Annotated in this window: 22 protein-coding genes; 4 read left to right on the forward strand and 18 right to left on the reverse strand. The window is 72.4% G+C overall.

The window, feature by feature from the left end; all coding sequences use genetic code 11:
* Positions 1–77: 77 nt before the first annotated feature.
* The 5 genes from ilvC to ACS3YM_RS11610 all read right to left on the reverse strand — a co-directional run bounded on the left by ilvC (position 78) and on the right by ACS3YM_RS11610 (position 5,449).
* On the reverse strand, positions 78–1,097 hold the full coding sequence (ilvC, locus tag ACS3YM_RS11590; RefSeq protein ID WP_439939877.1) for a ketol-acid reductoisomerase: 1,020 nt from the start codon (positions 1,095–1,097) through the stop codon (positions 78–80).
* A gap of 51 nt (positions 1,098–1,148) precedes the next feature.
* Complete coding sequence (gene ilvN, locus ACS3YM_RS11595) at positions 1,149–1,697, reverse strand: acetolactate synthase small subunit (protein WP_439939878.1); 549 nt, start codon at positions 1,695–1,697, stop codon at positions 1,149–1,151.
* Positions 1,694–3,451, reverse strand: coding sequence for an acetolactate synthase large subunit (locus ACS3YM_RS11600; protein WP_439936590.1), 1,758 nt, complete (start codon positions 3,449–3,451; stop codon positions 1,694–1,696). The genes ilvN and ACS3YM_RS11600 overlap by 4 nt, the downstream gene beginning before the upstream one ends.
* A 227-nt stretch (positions 3,452–3,678) precedes the next feature.
* A complete protein-coding gene (locus tag ACS3YM_RS11605; protein WP_439936591.1) occupies positions 3,679–4,365 on the reverse strand; it encodes a 4a-hydroxytetrahydrobiopterin dehydratase in 687 nt (228 codons plus the stop codon).
* 64 nt (positions 4,366–4,429) lie between these two features.
* Complete coding sequence (locus tag ACS3YM_RS11610; RefSeq protein ID WP_439936592.1) at positions 4,430–5,449, reverse strand: S66 family peptidase; 1,020 nt, start codon at positions 5,447–5,449, stop codon at positions 4,430–4,432.
* Between the two features lie 25 nt (positions 5,450–5,474).
* Between ACS3YM_RS11610 and ACS3YM_RS11615 the strand changes: the two genes are divergently transcribed.
* Positions 5,475–5,924, forward strand: a complete 450-nt coding sequence (locus ACS3YM_RS11615; protein WP_439936593.1) for a DUF6973 domain-containing protein — start codon at positions 5,475–5,477, stop codon at positions 5,922–5,924.
* Here the strand turns inward: ACS3YM_RS11615 and ACS3YM_RS11620 are convergent, their stop codons facing one another.
* The 10 genes from ACS3YM_RS11620 to ACS3YM_RS11665 all read right to left on the reverse strand — a co-directional run bounded on the left by ACS3YM_RS11620 (position 5,925) and on the right by ACS3YM_RS11665 (position 14,767).
* On the reverse strand, positions 5,925–6,377 hold the full coding sequence (locus ACS3YM_RS11620) for a deoxycytidylate deaminase (RefSeq protein ID WP_439936594.1): 453 nt from the start codon (positions 6,375–6,377) through the stop codon (positions 5,925–5,927).
* On the reverse strand, positions 6,374–6,790 hold the full coding sequence (locus tag ACS3YM_RS11625) for a VOC family protein (RefSeq protein ID WP_439936595.1): 417 nt from the start codon (positions 6,788–6,790) through the stop codon (positions 6,374–6,376). Before ACS3YM_RS11625 ends, ACS3YM_RS11620 begins: the two co-directional genes overlap by 4 nt.
* A 1-nt stretch (position 6,791) precedes the next feature.
* Complete coding sequence (locus ACS3YM_RS11630) at positions 6,792–7,556, reverse strand: GNAT family N-acetyltransferase (RefSeq protein ID WP_439936596.1); 765 nt, start codon at positions 7,554–7,556, stop codon at positions 6,792–6,794.
* Entirely contained in the window at positions 7,553–8,758 is a 1,206-nt protein-coding gene (gene kynU, locus ACS3YM_RS11635; RefSeq protein WP_439939879.1) for a kynureninase, read from the reverse strand. The genes ACS3YM_RS11630 and kynU overlap by 4 nt, the downstream gene beginning before the upstream one ends.
* A 19-nt stretch (positions 8,759–8,777) precedes the next feature.
* Positions 8,778–10,469: a dihydroxy-acid dehydratase gene (gene ilvD, locus ACS3YM_RS11640; RefSeq protein ID WP_439936597.1), complete on the reverse strand. Its 1,692-nt coding sequence runs from the start codon at positions 10,467–10,469 to the stop codon at positions 8,778–8,780.
* 53 nt (positions 10,470–10,522) lie between these two features.
* The gene (locus ACS3YM_RS11645) at positions 10,523–11,116 is read right to left on the reverse strand and encodes a helix-turn-helix domain-containing protein (RefSeq protein ID WP_439936598.1); all 594 of its coding nucleotides are present in this window, start codon (positions 11,114–11,116) and stop codon (positions 10,523–10,525) included.
* A 217-nt stretch (positions 11,117–11,333) separates the two neighbouring features.
* Positions 11,334–11,789 carry an SRPBCC family protein gene (locus ACS3YM_RS11650; RefSeq protein ID WP_439936599.1) on the reverse strand — a complete coding sequence of 152 codons (456 nt, stop codon included), beginning with the start codon at positions 11,787–11,789 and terminating at the stop codon, positions 11,334–11,336.
* A 5-nt stretch (positions 11,790–11,794) separates the two neighbouring features.
* A complete protein-coding gene (locus ACS3YM_RS11655) occupies positions 11,795–12,898 on the reverse strand; it encodes a WD40/YVTN/BNR-like repeat-containing protein (RefSeq protein WP_439936600.1) in 1,104 nt (367 codons plus the stop codon).
* A gap of 25 nt (positions 12,899–12,923) precedes the next feature.
* Complete coding sequence (locus ACS3YM_RS11660) at positions 12,924–13,763, reverse strand: ABC transporter permease (protein ID WP_439936601.1); 840 nt, start codon at positions 13,761–13,763, stop codon at positions 12,924–12,926.
* The gene (locus ACS3YM_RS11665; protein ID WP_439936602.1) at positions 13,760–14,767 is read right to left on the reverse strand and encodes an ATP-binding cassette domain-containing protein; all 1,008 of its coding nucleotides are present in this window, start codon (positions 14,765–14,767) and stop codon (positions 13,760–13,762) included. Before ACS3YM_RS11665 ends, ACS3YM_RS11660 begins: the two co-directional genes overlap by 4 nt.
* A 54-nt stretch (positions 14,768–14,821) precedes the next feature.
* Here ACS3YM_RS11665 and ACS3YM_RS11670 point away from each other — a divergent pair, with 54 nt between their 5' ends.
* From ACS3YM_RS11670 to ACS3YM_RS11680, 3 genes are read left to right on the forward strand one after another with little or no spacing between them, the layout of a single operon-like run.
* Positions 14,822–15,403 carry a PadR family transcriptional regulator gene (locus ACS3YM_RS11670; RefSeq protein WP_439936604.1) on the forward strand — a complete coding sequence of 194 codons (582 nt, stop codon included), beginning with the start codon at positions 14,822–14,824 and terminating at the stop codon, positions 15,401–15,403.
* A gap of 9 nt (positions 15,404–15,412) precedes the next feature.
* Positions 15,413–16,312 (forward strand): EamA family transporter, encoded by a 900-nt coding sequence (locus ACS3YM_RS11675; RefSeq protein ID WP_439936605.1) that lies wholly within the window; start codon positions 15,413–15,415, stop codon positions 16,310–16,312.
* Between the two features lie 16 nt (positions 16,313–16,328).
* Positions 16,329–17,456 (forward strand): PQQ-dependent sugar dehydrogenase, encoded by a 1,128-nt coding sequence (locus tag ACS3YM_RS11680; protein WP_439936606.1) that lies wholly within the window; start codon positions 16,329–16,331, stop codon positions 17,454–17,456.
* Between the two features lie 3 nt (positions 17,457–17,459).
* On the opposite strand, the gene ACS3YM_RS11685 is transcribed toward ACS3YM_RS11680, so the two are convergent.
* Genes ACS3YM_RS11685 through ACS3YM_RS11695 form a run of 3 tightly spaced genes read right to left on the reverse strand, consistent with a single transcriptional unit; the run spans position 17,460 to position 20,979 of the window.
* Entirely contained in the window at positions 17,460–18,278 is an 819-nt protein-coding gene (locus ACS3YM_RS11685; protein WP_439936607.1) for an ECF transporter S component, read from the reverse strand.
* Positions 18,275–19,870: an ABC transporter ATP-binding protein gene (locus ACS3YM_RS11690; RefSeq protein ID WP_439936608.1), complete on the reverse strand. Its 1,596-nt coding sequence runs from the start codon at positions 19,868–19,870 to the stop codon at positions 18,275–18,277. Before ACS3YM_RS11690 ends, ACS3YM_RS11685 begins: the two co-directional genes overlap by 4 nt.
* Positions 19,867–20,979, reverse strand: coding sequence for an energy-coupling factor transporter transmembrane component T (locus ACS3YM_RS11695; RefSeq protein ID WP_439936609.1), 1,113 nt, complete (start codon positions 20,977–20,979; stop codon positions 19,867–19,869). The genes ACS3YM_RS11690 and ACS3YM_RS11695 overlap by 4 nt, the downstream gene beginning before the upstream one ends.
* Positions 20,980–20,983 lie beyond the last annotated feature (4 nt).

Below are 20,983 nucleotides of genomic sequence, written 5' to 3' on the forward strand. Positions count from 1 at the left end.
GGCGGGACGTGAACGGCGCGCCGGGCAGGAGCGTGGTCCTGCCCGACGCGCCGTACGAGGGGTGGCGCGGGGTGCGGTCAGCGCGCCGAGCTGCCCTCGACGTAGTCGGTGTCGTGCGACTTCACCCACGCCATGAGCTTGCGCAGCTCGCGGCCGGTCTGCTCGATGGGGTGCGCCTCGGCCTTCTTGCGGAACTCGGTGAACTCCGGCGAGCCGTTGTCCATGTCGGTGATGAAGCGCTCGGCGAACGTGCCGTTCTTGATGTCGGCGAGCACGGCCTCCATGTTCTTCTTCACCTCGGGGGTGATGACGCGGGGGCCGGAGACGTAGTCGCCGAACTCGGCGGTGTCGGACACCGACCAGCGCTGCTTGGCGATGCCGCCCTCGTACATCAGGTCGACGATGAGCTTGAGCTCGTGGAGGCACTCGAAGTAGGCCACCTCGGGCTGGTAGCCCGCCTCGGTGAGCACCTCGAAGCCGTACATCACCAGCTGCGAGGCGCCGCCGCAGAGCACGGCCTGCTCGCCGAACAGGTCGGTCTCGGTCTCCTCGGTGAAGGTGGTCTTGATGCCGCCGGCACGCAGGCCGCCGATGGCCTTGGCGTAGGACAGCGCGAGGTCCCAGGCCTTGCCGGACTCGTCCTTCTCCACTGCCACCAGGACCGGCACGCCGCGCCCGTCGACGTACTCACGACGCACGAGGTGGCCGGGGCCCTTGGGGGCGACCATGAAGACGTCGACGCCGTCGGGCGGGGTGATGTAGCCGAAGCGGATGTTGAAGCCGTGGCCGAAGACCAGGGTGTCGCCGGGCGTGAGCGCGGGCTCGATCTCCTCGGCGTAGAGCTTCCGCTGGTGCTGGTCGGGGGCGAGGATCACGATCAGGTCGGACTCCTCCGCCGCCTCGCGCGGGGTGAGGACGCGCAGGCCCTCGGCCTCGGCCTTCTCGCGGCTCTTGGAGCCGGGCTGCAGCCCGATCCGGACGTCGACGCCGGAGTCGCGCAGGGACAGCGCGTGGGCGTGGCCCTGGCTGCCGTAGCCGATCACCGCGACGTTCTTGCCCTGGATCAGGCTCAGGTCGGCGTCGTCGTCGTAGAACATCTCAGCCACTGGGGGCTCTCCTTCGTCGGGGTTGGGTGGTGCAGGTGTGGATCAGTTGGCGATGGCGGAAACGGGGGCGGGTACGGCGACCGGGCGCTGCGGGCGCTCGCTGATCGAGCGCGAGCCGCGTCCGATCGCGACCATGCCCGACTGCACGAGCTCGCGGATGCCGAAGGGCTCGAGCACCCGGAGCAGGTCGGCGAGCTTGTCGGCGTTGCCGACGGCCTGGACGGTGACGGCCTCGGGCGAGACGTCGACGACCTTGGCCCGGAATAGCTGCACGGCGTCGAGCACCGCGCCGCGGCTGCCCGCGTCGGCACGCACCTTGACGAGCAGCAGCTCGCGGTTGACCGAGCCCGGCCCGTCGAGCTCGACGATCTTGATGACCTCGACGAGCTTGTTGAGCTGCTTGGTGACCTGCTCGAGCGGGGACTCCTCGACGTTGACCACGATGGTCATCCGCGAGACCTCGGGGTGCTCGGTCGGGCCCACGGCGAGGCTGTCGATGTTGAAGCCGCGACGGGAGAACAGGCCCGCGATCCGGGCGAGGACGCCGGGCTTGTTCTCCACCAGGACGCTCAGGGTGTGCTTGCTCATCAGATGTCGTCCTCGTCGAACTGGGGCGCGAGGTCGCGCGCGTACTTGATCTCGTCGTTGCTGGTGCCCGCGGCGACCATCGGCCACACCATCGCGTCGCGGTGGACGCGGAAGTCGACCACGACCGGCTGGTCGTCGATCGCCATCGCCTTCTCGATGGTGGCGTCGACGGCGTCGGGCGACTCGCACGCCAGGCCCACGCAGCCGTAGGCGTCCGCGAGCTTGACGAAGTCGGGGATGCGCTTGGAGTGCAGGTCAGTGTTGGAGTAGCGCTCGTTGTAGAAGAGCGTCTGCCACTGGCGCACCATGCCGAGCGACTCGTTGTTGATGATCGCGACCTTGATCGGGATGTCGTTGATCGCGCAGGTGGCGAGCTCCTGGTTGGTCATCTGGAAGCAGCCGTCGCCGTCGACGGCCCACACGGTGCTGTCCGGCATTCCGACCTTGGCGCCCATGGCCGCGGGCACCGAGAAGCCCATCGTGCCGAGCCCACCGGAGTTGATCCAGGTGTTGGGCTTCTCGTAGCCGACGAAGTGCGCGGCCCACATCTGGTGCTGGCCGACGCCCGCGACGTAGATCGCCTCCGGACCGGCGATCGCGCCGAGCCGCTCGAGGACGTACTGCGGCGCGAGCGAGCCGTCTGAGGGGGTGTCGTAGCCGAGCGGGTAGCTCTTCTTGACCCCGGCGAGGAAGGCGACCCACGCCTCGTAGTCGCCGTCGGCGCCCTCGGCCTGCAGCAGCGTCACCAGCTGGGCGATGACCTCCTTGCAGTCCCCGACGATCGGCACGTCGGCGTGGCGGTTCTTGCCGATCTCGGCCGGGTCGATGTCGGCGTGGATGACCAGCGCGTTGGGGGCGAAGGAGTCGAGGTTGCCGGTGACCCGGTCGTCGAAGCGCGCGCCGAGGCTGATGATCAGGTCGCTCTTCTGCAGCCCGGCCACCGCGGCCACCGTGCCGTGCATGCCGGGCATGCCGAGGTGCTGCGGGTGGCTGTCGGGGAAGGCGCCGCGGGCCATCAGCGTGGTGACCACCGGGATGCCGGTCAGGGCAGCCAGCTGCGCGAGCTCGCGGGAGGCGCCGGCGCGGATGACGCCGCCACCGACGTAGAGCACCGGACGGCGGGCGTCCTTGATCAGGCGCACCGCCTCCTTGATCTGCTTGGCGTGCGGCGTGGTCACGGGCCGGTAGCCCGGCAGGTGCAGCTCGCTCGGCCAGGAGAACGTCGTCTGCGCCTGGAGCGCGGACTTGGCCACGTCGACGAGCACCGGGCCCGGGCGACCGGTCGAGGCGATGTGGAACGCCTCGGCGATGGTGTGCGGGATGTCGGCCGGGTCGGTGACCAGGAAGTTGTGCTTGGTGATCGGCATCGTGATGCCGCGGATGTCGGCCTCCTGGAACGCGTCGGTGCCGATCATCGAGGCGCCCACCTGCCCGGTGACGGCCACGAGCGGCACGGAGTCCATGTGCGCGTCGGCCAGCGGGGTGACGAGGTTGGTCGCGCCCGGGCCGGAGGTGGCCATGCACACGCCCACCCGCCCGGTCGCCGCGGCGTAGCCCTGCGCGGCGTGACCGGCGCCCTGCTCGTGGCGGACCAGGATGTGCCGGATCCGCGTGGAGTCCATCAGCGGGTCGTAGGCCGGGAGGATGGCGCCGCCCGGGATGCCGAAGATGTCGGTGACGCCGGCAGCCTCCAGAGAGGTCACGAGGCTCTGGGCTCCCGTGACCGACCCGCTGCTCTGTCCGCCCTGCTCCGTCATGGTTCTTCTTCCGTGTGAGCCCAACAAAAAACCCCTCGGCCCGGTGGGCGACGAGGGGGGACGCGCGTGCGTTGGCCGGCTGGCCTCAGCTCACGCGTCGCGTGCGTACAAGAATCTCGGTGCGCATGCGACAACCGTCGTCGCCGGGACCGTCCGGCGTCAAGCAAGTGTGACACTCGTCCCAGCATCTGGAACGCGAGTCTCGCCATGTGGCTGCTGCGGCGCGCTCAGCGGCCCAGTCGCGTGCAGATGCAGGACCGGTTGCCGTCGGCGTCCTCCACCACCCAGAAGCTCGGGGCCTGCGCGTCGCTGACCAGCCGGCCGCCGGCGTCGAGGACGGCTCGCAGCCGCCGCTCCCCCTCGTCGTGCGGCACCCAGACGTCGAAGTGCCAGCGCTGCTCGTGGTCCTGCTCCGGCAGGTCGGACTCGCCCTTCTCCCCCTTCTGGAACCACACCCCGGGCACCTGGCCGCTCGGGTCGACCGGCTCCCCGCCGTCGCCGACCTCGCCCCCGAGCAGGGCGGCGTAGAACGCGCCGAGCCGCTCGGGCGCGGTGGTGTCGAGCCCGGGCTCGAGCTGGGTGAGCCCGGAGGTGTCGGCCGCGGCGCCCGCCTCGGCGGCGAACCCGCTGATCGTGCGCGCGAGGTCGAGGTCGCGACTCGTGATGCCCCCGACGTCGTGGCTCGACAGGGTCACGATCACCTCGGGATAGGTGAGCGAGATGTCGGGGTGGTGGTCGGCCTCCTCCGCAGCGGCTCCGATGCGGTCGACGAGCGCCAGGCCTGTCGCGAAGTCGCCTGTGCGGAACCGTGCCCGGATGCCGGTGAGGAGGTGGCGCCAGTCGTCGAGGCCGGGCGCCTCGCGCACCTCGTCGGCGGTCAGCTTCTGCTTCGGGTCGGTGACGGACTCGCTCATGGCTCCGACCCTGCCACGCGCCACCGACGGCGACCACCCCCGTGCCCCGGGGGTGGCGGGAGCCTCAGCCCAGGGACTGGGTGATCTCGCGGGTGTCCCCGTCGACCACGACGTGCGCGAGGGCGCCGTTGACCAGCGGCAGGTGCGGTGGCACGTGCCCGATCTCGAGGTCCCAGACGATCGGCAGGTCGAGACGGCCGAGGGCGTCGAGCACGGCGCCGCGCTGGGTGAGGTCCGGGTGGTCAGGCGCGACGGTGCTGCCGACGAGCACGGCGGCCGCCCGGTCGAACCACCCGGCCAGCCGCAGGGCGTGCAGGTAGCGGCAGATGCTGACCGCGTGCTCCTCGCACGCCTCGACGTAGACGATCGTCGGCTCGTCGAGCGCCTCCGCCCACGCGCGCACGTCGCCGTACGGCGTGCCGGCCAGGTTGACGATCGTCTCGGTGCAGCCGCCGATCAGCCGCCCGGAGACGTCGAGCGGGCCGCCGCCCTCCACCTCCCAGCGGCTGGTGCCGACGTGCTTCCACTCCGTCGCGCGGGGGTCCTCCTCGAAGCCCACCCAGCCGGCCACCAGCCCGGAGTCGCGCTGCACGAACGGGCCGGGACCACCGACGAGGTCGAGCCAGTGGAGCAACCCGTCGGGGACGGCGTACGGCGTGTCGGCGAGGTTGTCACCATGGACCGTGGCCCACCCGAGTCGCGTGGTGATCGGCACGAGGACGGTCGAGAGGTCGGAGAAGCCGACCAGCCAGGTGGGCTCGGCGTCCGCGAGGGCGTCCCAGTCGAGCAGGTCGACCAGGTCGATCGCGGTCTCCCCGCCCCAGGGCGGCACGACGCAGTGGATGTCGGGGTCGACCAGCATCCGGGTGAGCTCGGCCGCCCGCTGCTCGGCGGGGGCGGAGGTCAGGCCGGTGCCGTCCATGCACTCCCCCACCACGACGTCGTACCCGCGACCACGCAGCCAGTCCACGCAGAAGTCGATCCGCGTCGCGGCCGCACCCGAGGCTCCGGCCGACGGCGACGTGACCCCGATGCGGTCGCCGGGACGGAGCGGACGCGGGAAGCGCAGCGCAGGTGAGCCCATGGCCGAAGTCTGACACCCTGTGTCCATGGGTTTCGGTGACGTCCTCGGGCAGGCCATCCACTCCGCGACGGGCGTGCCGCGGCTCTACGCGGCGGCGCTCAAGGCGGGTCTCGGGCCGGGTGGCGCCGCCCAGGTGCTGCGGATCTCCCAGGCGGCCCTGCAGTCCGCCGCCGTCCACGGCCGCGGCGTGCCCGGTCGCACCAACGCGATGCGCCACTTCATGTGGCAGGCCCTGCTCACCGCACGCTTCGGCGTCCAGGCGGCCCAGACGATCGCCTCGGCGCAGGAGACGGGCACGCCGAACCGCAGGGACTCCCGCGTCGACGAGCACAACAACGCGGTGGGCCGGACCTACGGCGCCGAGCACGCGGGCGACCTCACGGCCGGCTCCACCTCCGACGCCCTGGCCCTGCTGGTGCCGGTCGCGCTGGAGAAGTGGGAGTCCGACGAGCTGATCTGGGTCAGGGACCACTGATCACCAGGCGGTGAGCCCCTCGCGGTCGTGCTCGCCCTCGGGCCAGACCACGCGCATGACGCCGGCTGCTGCGAGGGCCTTGCGGCAGCCCGGGCAGGGCGGGTCGGTGATGTAGGCGGTGGCGCCCTTGGTGTCGCGGGTCGCGAACAGCAGCGCGTTGACCTCGGCGTGGATCGCGATGCAGAAGCCCGCGGTGCCGGGCCGGTCGTAGTCGCCCAGCCCCGGCACGGCGTCGTACCCCAGCTGGCCGCGGGGGCAGGCGCCCATCAGGCAGTCGTCCTCGCCGGGGGCGGCACCGTTGTAGCCGGTCGCGATGATGCGGTGGTCGATCGTCAGGACCGCCCCGACGCGCCGGCGGGTGCACTTGGCACGCGCCGCGACGGCCGTGGCGATGCCGAGGAAGTAGTCGTCCCAGCCGGGGACCGCGGGCGACTCCGGGGTCGTGGTGCTCACGGGAGCACAGACTGCCCGATCTCGCCGGGGTTGTAGGCCACTTCCCACCGGAAGCCGTCCGGGTCGGCGAAGTAGCCGGTGTAACCGCCCCAGTCGCGCTCGACCGCCTCGCCGACCTGCGTCGCGCCGGCGGCGCGGGCCTGCTCGAGGACGGTGTCGACGCCTTGGGTGGTGGCGAGGTTGTGGGACAGGGTGATCGGGGGCACGCCACCGCGCGCGGGCGCGTGCCCGACCTCCGCGACGAAGCCCTCCTCGACCCAGAGGCTGAGGACGACCTTCTCGGCGACCCTGAACATCAGCACCTCGCCCGGCACGTCGAGCTCGGGCTCCCAGCCGAGGCCGTCGACGTAGAACCGGCGGGTGACGTCGAGGTCGGTCACGACGAGGGTGATGAAGCTGACGCGCTGGTCCATCTCACTGCTCCTTCTCGGGTGCCGCGGGTTGCGGCGGGCGGGCGGCCAGGCGGGAGCGCTGGCGCCCCGCGTCGTCGAAGTTGCCGTCGTCGAGCCAGTCGTCGAGCGCGGCGCGCACCCGCGGCCACTCGCGGTCGGTGATGGAGAACCAGTCGGTGTCGCGGTTGCGGCCCTTGTAGACGACGGCGTTGCGGAAGCGGCCCTCCCAGATGAAGCCGAGCCGGATCGCCGCGCGGCGCGACGGCGCGTTCAGGCTGTCGCACTTCCACTCGTAGCGCCGGTAGCCGAGGTCGTCGAAGACGTGGCGCATCAGCAGCGCCATCGCCTCGGTTGCCGCGCGGCTGCGCTGGAGCTGGCGCCCGAGCATGATCCCGCCCACCTCGACGGAGCCCATCGTCGGGTCGATCCGCATCAGCGAGCAGAACCCGGCCGCCCTGCCCGTCTCGACGGGCACGATCGCGAACATCACCTGGCCGGGGTCGGCCATGCCGTGCTCGATGATGGCCGCCATCTCGTCGCGGTCGCGCGGGCGGTCCCAGAAGAGGTACGTCCAGTGCTGCTCGTCGTCCTCCCTGCAGACCGCGGCGTAGAGGTCGTCCAGGTGCTGGAGACCGATCGGTTCGAGCCGGACGCCCCGGCCCTCGAGCAGCACCGGCCCGGGCGCGGCTGCGGGCGTCCAGTCCACGGGGCGACCGATCCGCTGCCCGTGGTCGTTGGTGTCCCGGGTGCGGGTCGCCGAGAGCCGCACCCCCACCGGCCGGCTCATCGCAGCGCCTCCGCGACCGCGGCGATGCCGCGCTCGACCTCGTCGAACGACGTCGACAGAGGTGACAGGCCGATCCGCAGGCCGCCGGGGTCGCGGTAGTCGGGGATCACGTCGCGCTCCCAGAGCCGGGCGGTGACCTCGCGCATCCGGTCGTGGTGGAGCGTGACGTGGCCGCCGCGCTGGGCCGGGTCGCGCGGCGAGGCCAGGGTGACCTCGGGCAGGGTCGCGTCGGCGAGCTCGACGGCGTACGACGTCAGGGCGATCGACTTGGCGCGGATGGCCTCGATGCCGGCCTCCTCGACCAGCTCGAGCATGCTCTGCATCGCGACCATCCCGAGGATCGGCGGGGTGCCGGAGATGAAGCGGCGGATGCCGGCGGCGGGCGTGTAGCCGGGGCCCATGAGGAACGGGTCGGCGTGACCCATCCAGCCCTGGATCGGCTGGGTGAGCTCGCCCTGGAGGCGGGCGTTGACGTAGCCGAAGGCGGGCGAGCCGGGGCCGCCGTTGAGGTACTTGTAGGTGCAGCCGACAGCGAGGTCGGCGTCCCACGCGTCGAGGTCGACCGGGACCGCGCCCGCGGAGTGGCAGAGGTCCCAGAGCACGAGCGCGCCGGCATCGTGGGCGATGCGGGTCAGCTCGGGGGCGTCGGCGAGCCAGGCCGAGCGGTACGCCACGTGGTTGAGGACTACCAGCGCAGTGCGCTCGCCGACCGCCGCGCGCAGCTGGTCGGCGGTGACGCCCTCGGAGGTGTCGACCTCGATCCAGCGCAGGGTCAGCCCGCGCTCGGCGGCGATGCCCTCGGCGACGTACCTGTCGGTCGGGAAGTTGTCGGTGTCGATGACGATCTCGCTGCGACCGGGGTCGGTGCGCGCGGCGTGGTCGACCGCGGCGCGCATCAGCTTGTAGAGCCACACGGTCGTCGAGTCGCCGACCGCGGTCTGGCCGGGGGCGGCGCCGAGGCAGATCCGGGCAAGGTCGTCGCCCAGGGTCGTCGGGAGGTCCATCCACTGCTCGTCCCAGCCGCGGATGAGGCGCCCGCCCCAGTCCTGCTGGACGAACGCGGTGAGGCGGTCCGCGGCGGCGGCGACGGGCCGGCCGAGGGAGTTGCCGTCGAAGTAGACGAGGTCGGTCTCCGCGCCGACGAACCGGTCGCGGAAGCGGGCCAGGGGGTCGGCGGCGTCGAGCTCTGCTGATGTGCGGATCACGAGCGCAACCTATCCGTCAGTAGCAGACGGCTCCGTGGGCGGCGGACTGCACGACCTTGCGGTACTTGCCGAGCACGCCGCGGGTGTACTTCGGCGGCAGCGGCTCCCAGCCCTCGGCCCGGCGGGCCAGCTCGGCCTCGTCGACGTGCAGGTCGAGGGTCATGTTGGCCACGTCGAGGGTGATCTGGTCGCCGTCCTGGAGGAAGGCGATCGGACCGCCGTCGCTCGCCTCGGGCGCGATGTGGCCGACGCAGAGACCGGTCGTGCCGCCGGAGAAGCGGCCGTCGGTGATGAGCAGGACGTCCTTGCCGAGCCCGGCGCCCTTGATCGCGCCCGTGATGGCCAGCATCTCGCGCATGCCGGGGCCGCCCTTGGGGCCCTCGTAGCGGATGACGACCACGTCGCCGGCTGTGATCGCGCCCTCGGCGAGCGCGTCCAGCGCCTTGCGCTCGCCGTCGAAGACGCGGGCGGTGCCGGTGAAGGTCGAGTCGTCGAAGCCGGCGCTCTTGACCACGGCGCCCTCGGGGGCCAGCGAGCCCTTGAGGATGGTGAGGCCGCCAGTGGCGTGGATCGGCCGGTCGAGCTGGCGCAGGATCTCCCCGTCGAGCGGCTTCGGGTCGAGGTCGGCGAGGTTCTCGGCCATGGTCTTGCCCGTGCAGGTGAGCACGTCGCCGTGCAGGTGGCCGGCGTCGAGGAGTGCCCGCAGCAGGACGGGGATGCCGCCCACGCGGTCGAAGTCGGTCCACACGAAGCGGCCGAACGGCTTCATGTCGGCCAGGTGCGGGACCTTCTTCCCGATGCGGGTGAAGTCGTCGAGGGTCAGGTCGACCTCGGCCTCACGGGCGATCGCGAGCAGGTGGAGCACGGCGTTGGTGGAACCGCCGAGCGCCATCGCCATCGCGATGGCGTTCTCGAAGGCGGGGCGGGTCATGATCTGGCGGGCGGTGATGCCCCGGCGCAGCATCTCGACCACGGCCTCGCCGGACTTGTGCGCGAAGCCGTCGCGGCGGCGGTCGACCGCCGGCGGGCTCGAGCTCCCGGGGAGGCTCATGCCGAGCGCCTCGGCGACGCTGGCCATCGTGTTCGCGGTGTACGCCCCACCGCAGGCACCCTCGCCGGGACAGATCGCCCGCTCGATCTCGTCGACCTTCTCGCGCGAGATCTTGCCGGCCAGGCAGGCGCCGACCGCCTCGAACGCGTCGATGATCGTGACGTCCTTGCCGTCGACCTGGCCGGGCATGATCGTGCCGGCGTAGAGGAAGACGCTGGCGAGGTCGAGCCGCGCCGCCGCCATCAGCATGCCGGGCAGCGACTTGTCGCAGCCGGCCAGCAGCACGGAGCCGTCGAGCCGCTCCGCCATCATCACCGTCTCGACCGAGTCGGCGATGACCTCGCGGCTGACCAGCGAGAAGTGCATGCCCTCGTGGCCCATCGAGATGCCGTCGGAGACGGAGATGGTGCCGAACTCCAGCGGGAACCCGCCGCCCGCGTGCACGCCGTTCTTCACAGCCTTGGCCAGCCGGTCGAGCGACAGGTTGCAGGGCGTGATCTCGTTCCAGCTGGACGCGACGCCGATCTGCGGCTTCTCCCAGTCGTCGTCGCCCATGCCCACCGCGCGCAGCATGCCTCGCGCGGCGGCCTTCTCGAGGCCGTCGGTGACGTCGCGGCTCCGGGGCTTGATGTCGGGGGCGTCGGCTGAGGGGGTCATGTCGTCAGGTTAGTGCGCGCCTCCCCGGGCGACGCGCCGCGTCTCACCCGGCCTCACGCCGCCCGCCGCTCCTCCTGGGCCTGGGCCTCAGCCGCGCACTGCTCGAGCGAGGGATGGTCGTCGGGGGCACCCCAGATGTCACGCTCGATCTCGCGGACCCAGCGACGGCGGCGGTAGCCGACCATCGGCTCGCGCTGCTCCCGCGACCGGCGTTGCCATCGGTAGAACTCGACCATCGTCGAGTGCACGTCGCGCGGCACCCACCATCCGTGCACCCGGAGATCCACGTGCGCGGGGAACCTGCTGCCGTTGACCCGTCGCGCGCCGTCGTCGCGCATCGGCCCGACCTCCTGGTCGTCCTCGTCGTGGATGGTCACCGTCAGCCGGGCCCGACGGAGCAGGTCCGCCATGACGCTCGCTCGCGGACTCGTCCGCCCGGTCTCCCACCGCGCCACCACGGACTGCGAAACGCCGATCAGTGCTGCCAACCCTCGCTGGGAGACGTCGAGGATCCGCCGCACCCGGCGCACCATCCCCGGGATCCCGCCGTCGAACGGACCCATCCAGAACCAGTCCCACTCGTCCTGGGTCCACTCGTCCTTGCTCTGCAGCCACCTCGACCTCGTGGTGAGTGTCGTACTGCCCATGTCGTGCCTCCGGTCTCGTGCGGATGTCGTACCTCCATCCCAGAGACCGCCACCGACGCCGAGCCCGCGCCGTCCACAGGGTCGGTGTCACGGCGCCTCTGCTCGCCGGCTGTGGACGCTTCGTGGCATCAGCTGGCCCGCCATGTCCGGGCAGGCATCCACCGGCCCCGCCCCTCGCTCGTGAGTCGCTCAGAGACTCACGGGCAAGTGCGGCGAGTCAGGCGCGCTCGGCCTCCTGCTTGAGCGCGGCCAGCCCCTGCTCGAAGTCCGCACCGATCGACTTGTCGAAGTACAGCTTGCCCATCAGGGCCATGATCGGGCTGCGACGACCGGTGATGGTCCAGGTGACGTCGGTCGCGTCGCCGTCGGGCGCCAGGGCGAAGCTCATCACGTTGGTCGCCTTGAACGGCTTGAGGAACTCGAGGTCGGCGACGAGGGAGGTCGGCGTGGAGCCGGTGATCCGCATCTCGCCGGCGCCCGCCTTCTTGTTGCCGGACCAGTGGTACGTCGCCCCCACGCCGCGGTCAGGGCCGGTGTACTCACGGTGGAGGTCGGGGTCGAGACCCTCCCAGGGGGACCACTTCTGCCACTCGCGGAAGTCGTCGACGAGGGCGTGGACGCGGGCAGGATCCGCCTGGATCCGGGTGCTGCGGGAGAGCGCGAAGTCGGCCATGGCGCTCAGTCGATCTTCGCCGCGCGTACGACGAGGACGTCCGGCAGGTCCTTGTGGATCTCCTGCCACGACTCCCCCTCGTCGGGCGAGGCCCACACGCCGCCGTTGCGGCCGCCGAAGTAGAGGCCGATCGGGTCGTGGTCGTCGGCGCACATGCCGTCGCGCATCACCGCGGTGAAGTAGCCGTCGGGCAGCGCACCCTCCCCCAGCGGCTCCCACGACGCGCCCGCGTCGGCCGTGCAGTAGACGCGCGCCTTGCCGTCCACGGGCCAGCGGGCCTCGGCCCCGGTGATGGGGAAGTTGTACGCCGTGTCGGCTCGGTGCGGGTGGGCCACCATCGCGAAGCCGAACTCGGTCGGCAGGCCGGGCGCGATGTCCTGCCACGAGGAGCCGCCGTCGTCGGAGCGGTAGACGCCGCCGTGGTTCTGGAGGTAGAGCCGTTCGGGGTTCACAGAATCGCGGGCGACCTTGTGCACGCACTGCCCGAACTCGGGGTAGTTGCGCTCGCCGGGGAAGAACTCCGCCTTCACGCCGGTGTTCGACGGCTCCCAGGAGTCGCCGCCGTCGGAGGTGACGTAGACGCCGCCGGTCGACAGCGCGACGAGCACCCGTGCGGGGTCCTGGGGGTGGGGCAGGATCGTGTGGAACGCCTGGCCGCCGAAGCCTGCGTTCCACTCCGCGCGGTGCGGGTGGTCCCACAACGACCGCACGAGCGAGAAGGTCTCGCCACGGTCGGTCGAGCGGAAGACGGCCCCGGGCTCGGTGCCGGCCCACACCACGTCGTCGCTGCCGTCCTCGGAGAGCCCGGGCTGCAGCTGCCACACACGGGCCAGCGCGGCGCCGGTGTCCTCGGGGAAGCGGGCGGCGCCGTTGGGCGTCTCGTCCCAGCTGGCGCCGAGGTCGTCCGAGCGCCAGACCTGCGGGCCGAGCCAGCTCGAGGAGGCGCCGGCGAGCAGACGGGGAACATCCCCGCGGGTGTCGATCATGGCCGAGTACACCTCTTCCATCGGGAAGTGCGGTCCGGTCCACTCCCAGGAGGTCCGGGCCTCGTCGGACGTCCCGAGCCACAGGCCCTTGCGGGTACCGACCATCAACAGCGTGCGTGACATGGGAGCTCCTTGCTTGCCAGGCGGGTCATTGCATCGTGCGCGTGCGGAAGATCTTCAACGACAGCGGCGCCAGCACCGCCGTGATGGCGACGGTCCACATCACCGTGAAGAGGACGGGGTGCTGCATCGGCAGGTGGGCGTCGGCGGGCGCGGGGCCGGTGTTGCCCCAGAGCTCCCGGACGGCCTGCACGAGCGCCGAGATCGGGTTCCACTCGGCGATGGCGCGGAGCACCGTGCCCATCGCCTCGGACGGCGCGAACGCGTTGGAGAGGAAGGTCAGCGGGAACATCGTGGTGAACATGACGCCGTTGACGGCCTCGACCGAGCGCATCGCGGAGCCGACGAGGATGCCGACCCAGATCATCGCGAAGCCCCACAGCAGCAGCAGGCCGTAGGCCGCGAGCGCCTCGAGCACGGACCCGCGGATCCGCCAGCCCACGATGAGTCCGGTCAGCGACATCACGACGATGCCGATGAAGGAGTGGGTGAGGCTGGACATCGAACGACCCACGAGGATCGCCGCGGGGTTGATCGGCAGCGACCGGAACCGGTCCACGATGCCCTTGTCGATGTCGGCGGTGAGGCCCACGGCGACGATGAACGACGCGAAGGCGATCGTCTGCCCCATGATCCCGCCGAGCAGCCACTCGCGGTAGCCGGCCGGCGCCGCCACCGCGATCGCGCCACCGAAGACGTAGGCGAACAGCAGCACGAACATCACCGGTTGGATGGTGACGTCGAGCAGCATCTCCGGCATCCGCTTGATGTGGATCAGGTTGCGCCGGAAGATCGTCACGGACTGGTGCCACAGCGAGGTGTGGCGGATCTCGGGACGCTCGATGGCGCCGTACGGCGTGTGGCTCACGCGCGGACCTCCTCGGTGTCGGCCTGGTCGGGCTCTCCAGACGGGTGGCGAGACGGGTCCGCCTCCTCGGCCCGGTGGCCGGTCAGGTTGAGGAACACGTCGTCGAGGCTCGGCCGCTGCAGGCCGAGGTCGTCGATCTCGATGCCGCTGCCGTCGAAGAGCGCGACGACCCGGGTGACGTCGGAGAGGCCCTCCGCCGGCGCGGTGATCCGGCGGGCCGACTCCTCGACATGGACCTCGAGGCCGGCGCTCCGCACCCGCTCGACAGCGGCGGCGAGGTCGTCGGCGCGGGACACCGTGACGACGAGCGACGCCCTGCCGGAAGCGTCCTTGAGCTGCAGCGGCGTGCCCTGCGCGATCACCCTTCCGTGGTCGATCACGACGATGTCGTCGGCGAGCTGGTCGGCCTCCTCCAGGTACTGCGTGGTGAGCAGCAGCGTCGTGCCGTCGTTGACCAGGTCGCGCAGGACGTCCCACAGCTCGACCCGGCTGCGGGGGTCGAGGCCGGTGGTCGGCTCGTCGAGGAAGAGGACCGGCGGAGTGGCGACGAGGCTGACCGCCAGGTCGAGCCGGCGCCGCATGCCCCCGGAGTAGGTCTTGACCACCCGGTCGGCCGCGCCGCTCAACGAGAACCGCTCCAGCAGCTCCTCGCCGATGCGGTCGATGGTGCGCCGGTCGAGGCCGTAGAGGCTGCCGACCAGCCAGAGGTTCTCCCGGCCGGTGAGCAGCTCGTCGACGGTGGCCGACTGCCCCGTCAGCCCCATCGAGCGGCGTACGGCGGCCGGCTCCTCCAGCACGTCGTGCCCGGCGACCCGGGCCGTGCCGCGCGTGGGACGGGTGAGCGTGGTCATCATCCGGACCGTCGTGGTCTTGCCGGCGCCGTTGGGCCCCAGCAGTCCGAGCACCGACCCCCTCGGCACCGCGAAGCTGACGTCGTCCACCGCCAGCGTGTCGCCGAACTCCTTGACCAGCCCGTCCGCTTCGATCGCGTGCTCGCGTCCCACCCCGTGCCGTCCCTCCGTGACTATTCCGATTAGGAACACTACTCTGCCAGTGAGATGAGTCAAGACATTCCGGTGACCGGTTACGCGATCCTCGGCCTCCTCACCTTCGGCGACGAGCTGACGGGGTACGAGGTCAAGCAGCGCGCCGACTTCACGCTCCGCTTCTACTGGGTCGCGCCCGCGATGAGCCAGATCTACACCGAGCTGCGGCGGCTCACCGAGCACGGGCTCGTCACGGCCGACGCCCGGACCGACGGCGGTCGCGAGGTCACGACGTACGCCATCACCGCGGCCGGCCAGGCGGCGCTGCGGGAGTGGATGGACACCACGCCCGCCGGCTTCCCCGTGCTGAAGCACACCGTGCTGCTCCGGCTGCTGGTCGGCCACGTCACCGAGCCGGAGCAGACCCGCCGGATGCTGCACGACTACGTCGCCGAGCTCGACCAGGCCCTCGCCGACCTGGCCGGCGTGCGCGAGGCCCTGCGCGGCTCCGACCGACCGGGCGAGCCGTTCCGCTTCCCCGCTCTCGTCGCGGACTGGGGCCTGGACTACTTCGCCGCGGAGACCCGGCACGCGCGGCGGGCGCTCGCGAGCCTCGACGAGACCGGCCCCGGCGACGACAGCGGCACTGCATAGGCTTGGCGGGTGACCCCCCGACCGAGCCGCACCCTGCTCGGCCCCGTGGGCCTCGTGCTCATCGGCATCCTCTCGGTCCAGCTGGGCGCGGCCATCGCCAAGGGCCTGTTCGTCGAGATCTCCCCGACCGCGATGGTGTGGCTGCGCCTGGTCACCAGCGCCCTCGTCCTGGCCGCCGTCGCGCGGCCGCGGTTCGCCGGTCGCAGCCGCCACGACTGGCTCGTGGTGCTGGGCTTCGGCGCCAGCCTCGCCACGATGAACTGGGCGATCTACCAGTCCTTCTCCCGCATCCCGCTGGGGATCGCGGTCACGATCGAGTTCATCGGTCCGCTCACGCTGGCGGTGCTCGGCTCGCGCCACGCGCGCGACGTCCTGTGGGTGCTCCTCGCCGGCGCCGGGGTCGTCCTGCTCGGCTTCGAGCGCACGGGGCTCGACGTCCTCGGGGTGGCGTACGCCCTGCTCGCCGGCGCCGCGTGGGCGGCGTACATCCTGCTCAGCGCCAGCACCGGCCGCCGCTGGGCGGGCTTCGACGGGCTCGCGGTCGCCAGCATCATCGCGGCGACGGCCATGACCCTCCCGGCACTCCTCAGCGCCGGGTCACACCTCTGGGACGGCCGCATCCTGCTCATCGGCGCGCTGGTGGGGCTGCTGAGCTCGGTCATCCCGTACAGCTGCGAGCTGGTCGCGCTGCGCAGCCTGCGCCCCGCGGTGTTCGGGATCCTGATGAGCCTGGAGCCCGCCGCCGCCGCCCTGGCCGCCATCGTCGTCCTGCGCGAGCACCTCTCGCCGGTCCAGTGGATCGCCATCGCCTGCGTCGTCGCTGCCTCGATCGGGGCGACCCGCTCCGGCGCGGCCCCGGGCGAGCATCCGTCGGAGCATTCGGCGGCACCCGGCACACTGGCGACATGACGGGGACAGGGACACGATGAGATCCCGGCTGGCGCTCACCTCGCTGGCCCTCACGCTGGGCGCCGCGACCGGCTGCGCCAGCGACACGGCCGAGCCGATCCCGCGTACGACGCAGCCGACCGACCTGCCCAGCCAGCCCACGCCGAGCGACGACCCCGGCGACGACCCGGGCGGCGCGCCGCAGGTGGTCGACACGCTGGTCGACCGGCTCGAGGTCCCGTGGGGCGTCGACTTCCTCCCCGACGGCGCCGCCGTCATCACCGAGCGGATGAGCGGACGGGTCCTGCGGGTGACGGCGGACGGCGAGCAGGACAGCCTCGGCAGCATCGCGGGCGCGGTGCCCGAGGGTGAGGCCGGGCTCCTCGGCGTCGCGGTGTCGCCGACGTTCCACGACGACCGCACGCTCTTCTTCTACGTGACCACCGGCTCCGACAACCGGGTGCTCCGCGCCCAGCTCGACGACGACCTCGAGCTGGGCGACCCGGAGGTGGTGCTCGACGGCATCCCGAACGGCTTCATCCACGACGGGGGCCGGATCGCGTTCGGTCCCGACGGCTACCTCTACGTCAGCACGGGCGAGACCGGCGACCCGGAGCTGGCCCAGGACCCCGACAGCCTCGCCGGCAAGATCCTGCGGATCACCGCCGACGGCGCGCCCGCGCCCGGCAACCCCGACCCCGGGTCGCCCGTCTGGTCGCTGGGCCACCGCAACGTCCAGGGCCTCGCCTGGGACGACCGGGGCCGGCTCTGGGGCTCCGAGTTCGGCGACTCCACGTGGGACGAGCTCAACCTCATCGAGAAGGGCGGCAACTACGGCTGGCCGCAGGTCGAGGGCACGGGCGGCGGTCCGGACTTCATCGACCCCCAGCTGGTCTGGCCGGTCGAGGACGCCTCCCCCAGCGGCCTGGCCTTCGCCGACGGCCGCCTCTGGATGGCCGCGCTCCGCGGCCGTCGGCTCTGGCGCATCGACGTCTCCCCGGCCGGCCGGGCCTCGGAGCCGAAGGCCTTCTTCACCGAGGACCACGGGCGCCTGCGCACCGTGGCCGCGGCCCCCGACGGCCTGCTCTGGCTGACCACGTCCAACCGCGACGGCCGCGGCGACCCGGCCCCGGACGACGACCGGGTCCTGCTCATCGAGCCCTGACGCTCATCCAGCCCTGACGACGGCGCGACGCGCGGCACGGCGCAGCGTGGTGAGGATCGCCGGCCCCAGGACGGCGATCGCGACCGCGGTGGTGATCGCGCGACCGGTGTCCCAGCCCCCGGTCGAGGTGAGCAGCGTGTAGACGAGGAACCGGTGCGCGTTCTCCATCACGGGCGCCCCCGCGACGTACGCCAGCGAGCCCTCGTGGCCGGGCACCACGATCCCGAGCGTGAAGGGCCAGTAGCTGAGGTTCATCAGCAGGCCGTAGAGGTAGGCCGCGACGACCGCGTAGGCGCAGAGCATCACGATCTCCGCGCGCCCGCCGACCCGGCGGGGCAGGAATCCCGCCCCCATCCCGACCCACGCCGCGCAGATCATCTGGAACGGCAGCCACGGGCCGACGCCGGCGGTGAGCAGCGCGGACGCGAAGAGCGACGTGCACCCCAGCGCGAAGCCGAAGGCGGCGCCGAACACCCGCCCGCCCAGCACGAGCAGGAAGAACACCAGCTCGATGCCGGCCGTGCCCGCGCCGAGGCCGCGCATGACCGCGTTGATCGCCGACAGCACCCCGAGCACGGCCAGGACGCGCGAGTCCATGCCGCCCTCCCCCATCTCCGCGAGCACCACCACCATCACGAGCGGCAGCAGGGCGAGGAAGATGAAGGGCGGCTCCACCCGCTGGCCGGGTTGCGCGTTCAGCAGCAGCGGCCAGCACAGCATCATCAGGCCGGCCAGGGAGGCGAGTGCCAGCACCGCGGCGGTGCGCGGCCCGATCGGGAGGGCGACCGCGGCCCGGGACTCGACGCGCTCGAGGGTGCTCATCCGCGCACCGCCTTCGCCAGGGCTGCCGCGACTTCCTCGACGACCAGCCAGGGAGCGCCGAGCACCTTGGTGACCTGCGGCGCGAAGGACGGCGACTCGGCCAGCACGCGCTGCGGCGACCCGCTGGAGACGACCTCGCCCTCGGCCACCACGACCACCTCGTCGGCGACGTGGGCCGCGAACTCCACGTCGTGCGTGGCGAGCAGGACCGCGCGGCCGTCGGCAGCGAGGTCGGCGACGATGCGGGCGAGCTCGGACTTGCCGGCGTAGTCGAGCCCGCGGGTGGGCTCGTCGAGCAGCACGACCGGGGGGCGGGCGGTCAGCACGATCGACAGGGCGAGGGCGAGGCGCTGGCCCTCGGACAGGTCGCGGGGGTGGCTGGTCGCGTCGATGCCGGGGGCGAGCCGGTCGAGCAGCCCACGGCAGGTCCCACCGGGGGCGTCCGCGCCGGCGTCGGCCGCGGCGCACTCCTCGGCGACCGTCTCGAGGTAGAGCAGGTCGGCGGCGGTCTGCGGCACCAGCCCGACGTGCGTACGCCGCTGCGCCGGGGCCAGCGTGGCCGGGTCGTCGCCGCGGACCTTCAGCGTGCCCGAGCGTCGCTTGCCCGTGCCCTGGAGCGCCCAGATCAGGCTCGACTTGCCCGACCCGTTGCGGCCCATGAGCACCGTCACCCGGCCCTCGGCGAGGGTCAGGTCGACGTCGCGGACGGCGACCTGGGTGCCGTGGACGACCGTGATGCCGCGTGCGGCCAGCACCGGCTCGGCCTCTCGCGGCGCGGTCGGCTCCGGTGCCGACAGGGTCGGCAACGAGCGAGCCTGGCGGCGGGCATCGCGGACGGTGAGGGGCAGCGGGTCCCAGCCGGCGAGCCGTCCGAGCTGCACGAGGGGCGGTGCGACCGGGGAGTCGGTGAGGACCACACGGGGGTCGTCGACCCGGATCCCGCCGTCGCCGGTGACCAGGCAGATCCGGTCCGCGAAGGGCACGACCCGCTCGAGGCGGTGCTCGGCGAGCAGCACCGTCAGGCCGAGGTCGTGGACCAGGCGGGTGATCGTGGCGAGGACGTCCTCGGCGGCGGTCGGGTCGAGGGCGGAGGTGGGCTCGTCCAGCACGAGCACCCGCGGGTGCGTGGTGAGGACGGAGCCGATGGCGACCCGCTGCTGCTGACCGCCGGACAGGGTGCGCAGGTCGCGCGAGCGCAGGTCGGCGATGCCGAGCAGGTCGAGGGTCTCCTCGACCCGGCGGCGCATCGTGCCGGGCTCGATCCCGAGCTGCTCCATGCCGTAGGCCAGCTCCTCCTCGACCGTGTCGGCCACGAACCCGGCCAGCGGGTCCTGTCCGACGTAGCCGACGAGGTGGGCCCGCTCGCGTGGTGGCTGGTCGACGATGCTCGTGCCGTCGAGCAGCACGTCGCCGGTCAGGACTCCCCCGGTGAACCGCGGCACCAGCCCGGTCACGACGCCGAGGAGGGTCGACTTGCCGACCCCCGTGCGGCCCGAGACGAGGACCAGCTCGCCCTCCTCGAGGGTGAGGTCGACGTGCTCGAGGACCCCGTGGCCGTCGTAGGCGAAGGAGATGTCACGGAGCTCGATCACGCCGTCGCCTCCTGCCGCACGGGAGCGGTGGCCGGCACCGGGGTGGCGACGGCCGGCAGCGTGCCCAGCACGCCGACCGCGAGCGCGAGCGGCGAGAGGTACGGCGCGACGTCGACACCCGGGTAGGCGACCACGACCTGGGTGTGCCCGACGTACCAGCCGAGCACGGCCACGCCGAGCCCGACGGCGACGGTGAAGAACTCGGACGCGCGCCACGGGTCGGGTCGGTAGCGCGTGCGCTGCACGCGTCGGCCCGCGCTCACCAGTCCGAGCACGGCGACGGCGACGCCCACGCCGAGCATCGGCAGGGCCAGCACGCGCGGAGCGGTCGGGTCGAGCCAGGCGTACGTCCCCACGCAGATGCCGGTGAGGGCGAGCAGGAGCAGGGAGCCGGTCACCCACCGCTCCCGCGTGGTCGCGCCGCCCGAGCGGCCGTAGCCGCGCGTGTCCATGCCCGCGGCCAGCGCGAGGGACCGCTCGAGGGCGTCCTCGAGGACCGGGACGAGGAACCGGCGCAGGCGCCCCACCCCCGTCGTCGTACCCCCGCGCAGCGCCTGCGCCGCCCGCACGCGCCGGGCGCTGTCGGCGAGCTGCGGGAAGATCGTTACCGCGACGACCAGCGCGGTGCCGATCTCGTAGAGGGCGGGCGGCACCGAGGCGAGCAGGCGCTTGGGGTTGGCGAGGGAGTTGGCGGCTCCGACGCAGAGGATGATCGTGGCGAGCCGGAGCCCGTCGTAGAGGCCGGCGAGCAGCGCCTCGCTCGTGACGGGCCCGAGCAGGCGGACACCTGCGGCCCAGTCGGGCAGGGGGACCTCGGGGAGGTCGAGCAGCACGTGGCCGACCTCCTGGCCGCCGAAGACGATCCGGAACACCACCCGCAGCACCACCGTGAGCGCGGCGAGCATGGCGTACAGCCGGAACGAGCGGCCGAAGGGATGACCGGACCGGCGCGCCATGACCACCACTGTCGCCGAGCCCATGATCAGAAGCAGCAGCAGCGGGTTGGTCGTCAGGGACGCCGCGGTGGCCAGCCCGATCGCCCAGGACCACCAGGCGAGCGGGTGCAGGTCACGCGCGAGCGCCCGTACGGGCAGCGCCGGTCCGGTCACGACG

Source organism: Nocardioides sp. N13(2025), assembly GCF_051912545.1.
Classification (GTDB): Bacteria; Actinomycetota; Actinomycetes; order Propionibacteriales; family Nocardioidaceae; genus Nocardioides.

Coding starts and splice junctions, on each gene's coding strand:
- ACS3YM_RS11600 (WP_439936590.1), bottom strand. CDS start 3,451: ATGACGGAGCAGGGCGGACAGAGCAGCGGGTCGGTCACGGGAGCCCAG.
- ACS3YM_RS11685 (WP_439936607.1), bottom strand. CDS start 18,278: ATGAGCACCCTCGAGCGCGTCGAGTCCCGGGCCGCGGTCGCCCTCCCG.
- ilvD (WP_439936597.1), bottom strand. CDS start 10,469: ATGACCCCCTCAGCCGACGCCCCCGACATCAAGCCCCGGAGCCGCGAC.
- ACS3YM_RS11605 (WP_439936591.1), bottom strand. CDS start 4,365: ATGAGCGAGTCCGTCACCGACCCGAAGCAGAAGCTGACCGCCGACGAG.
- ACS3YM_RS11655 (WP_439936600.1), bottom strand. CDS start 12,898: ATGTCACGCACGCTGTTGATGGTCGGTACCCGCAAGGGCCTGTGGCTC.
- ACS3YM_RS11645 (WP_439936598.1), bottom strand. CDS start 11,116: ATGGGCAGTACGACACTCACCACGAGGTCGAGGTGGCTGCAGAGCAAG.
- ACS3YM_RS11630 (WP_439936596.1), bottom strand. CDS start 7,556: ATGAGCCGGCCGGTGGGGGTGCGGCTCTCGGCGACCCGCACCCGGGAC.
- ACS3YM_RS11650 (WP_439936599.1), bottom strand. CDS start 11,789: ATGGCCGACTTCGCGCTCTCCCGCAGCACCCGGATCCAGGCGGATCCT.
- ACS3YM_RS11680 (WP_439936606.1), top strand. CDS start 16,329: ATGAGATCCCGGCTGGCGCTCACCTCGCTGGCCCTCACGCTGGGCGCC.
- ACS3YM_RS11610 (WP_439936592.1), bottom strand. CDS start 5,449: ATGGGCTCACCTGCGCTGCGCTTCCCGCGTCCGCTCCGTCCCGGCGAC.
- ACS3YM_RS11615 (WP_439936593.1), top strand. CDS start 5,475: ATGGGTTTCGGTGACGTCCTCGGGCAGGCCATCCACTCCGCGACGGGC.
- ACS3YM_RS11670 (WP_439936604.1), top strand. CDS start 14,822: ATGAGTCAAGACATTCCGGTGACCGGTTACGCGATCCTCGGCCTCCTC.
- ACS3YM_RS11625 (WP_439936595.1), bottom strand. CDS start 6,790: ATGGACCAGCGCGTCAGCTTCATCACCCTCGTCGTGACCGACCTCGAC.
- ilvC (WP_439939877.1), bottom strand. CDS start 1,097: ATGTTCTACGACGACGACGCCGACCTGAGCCTGATCCAGGGCAAGAAC.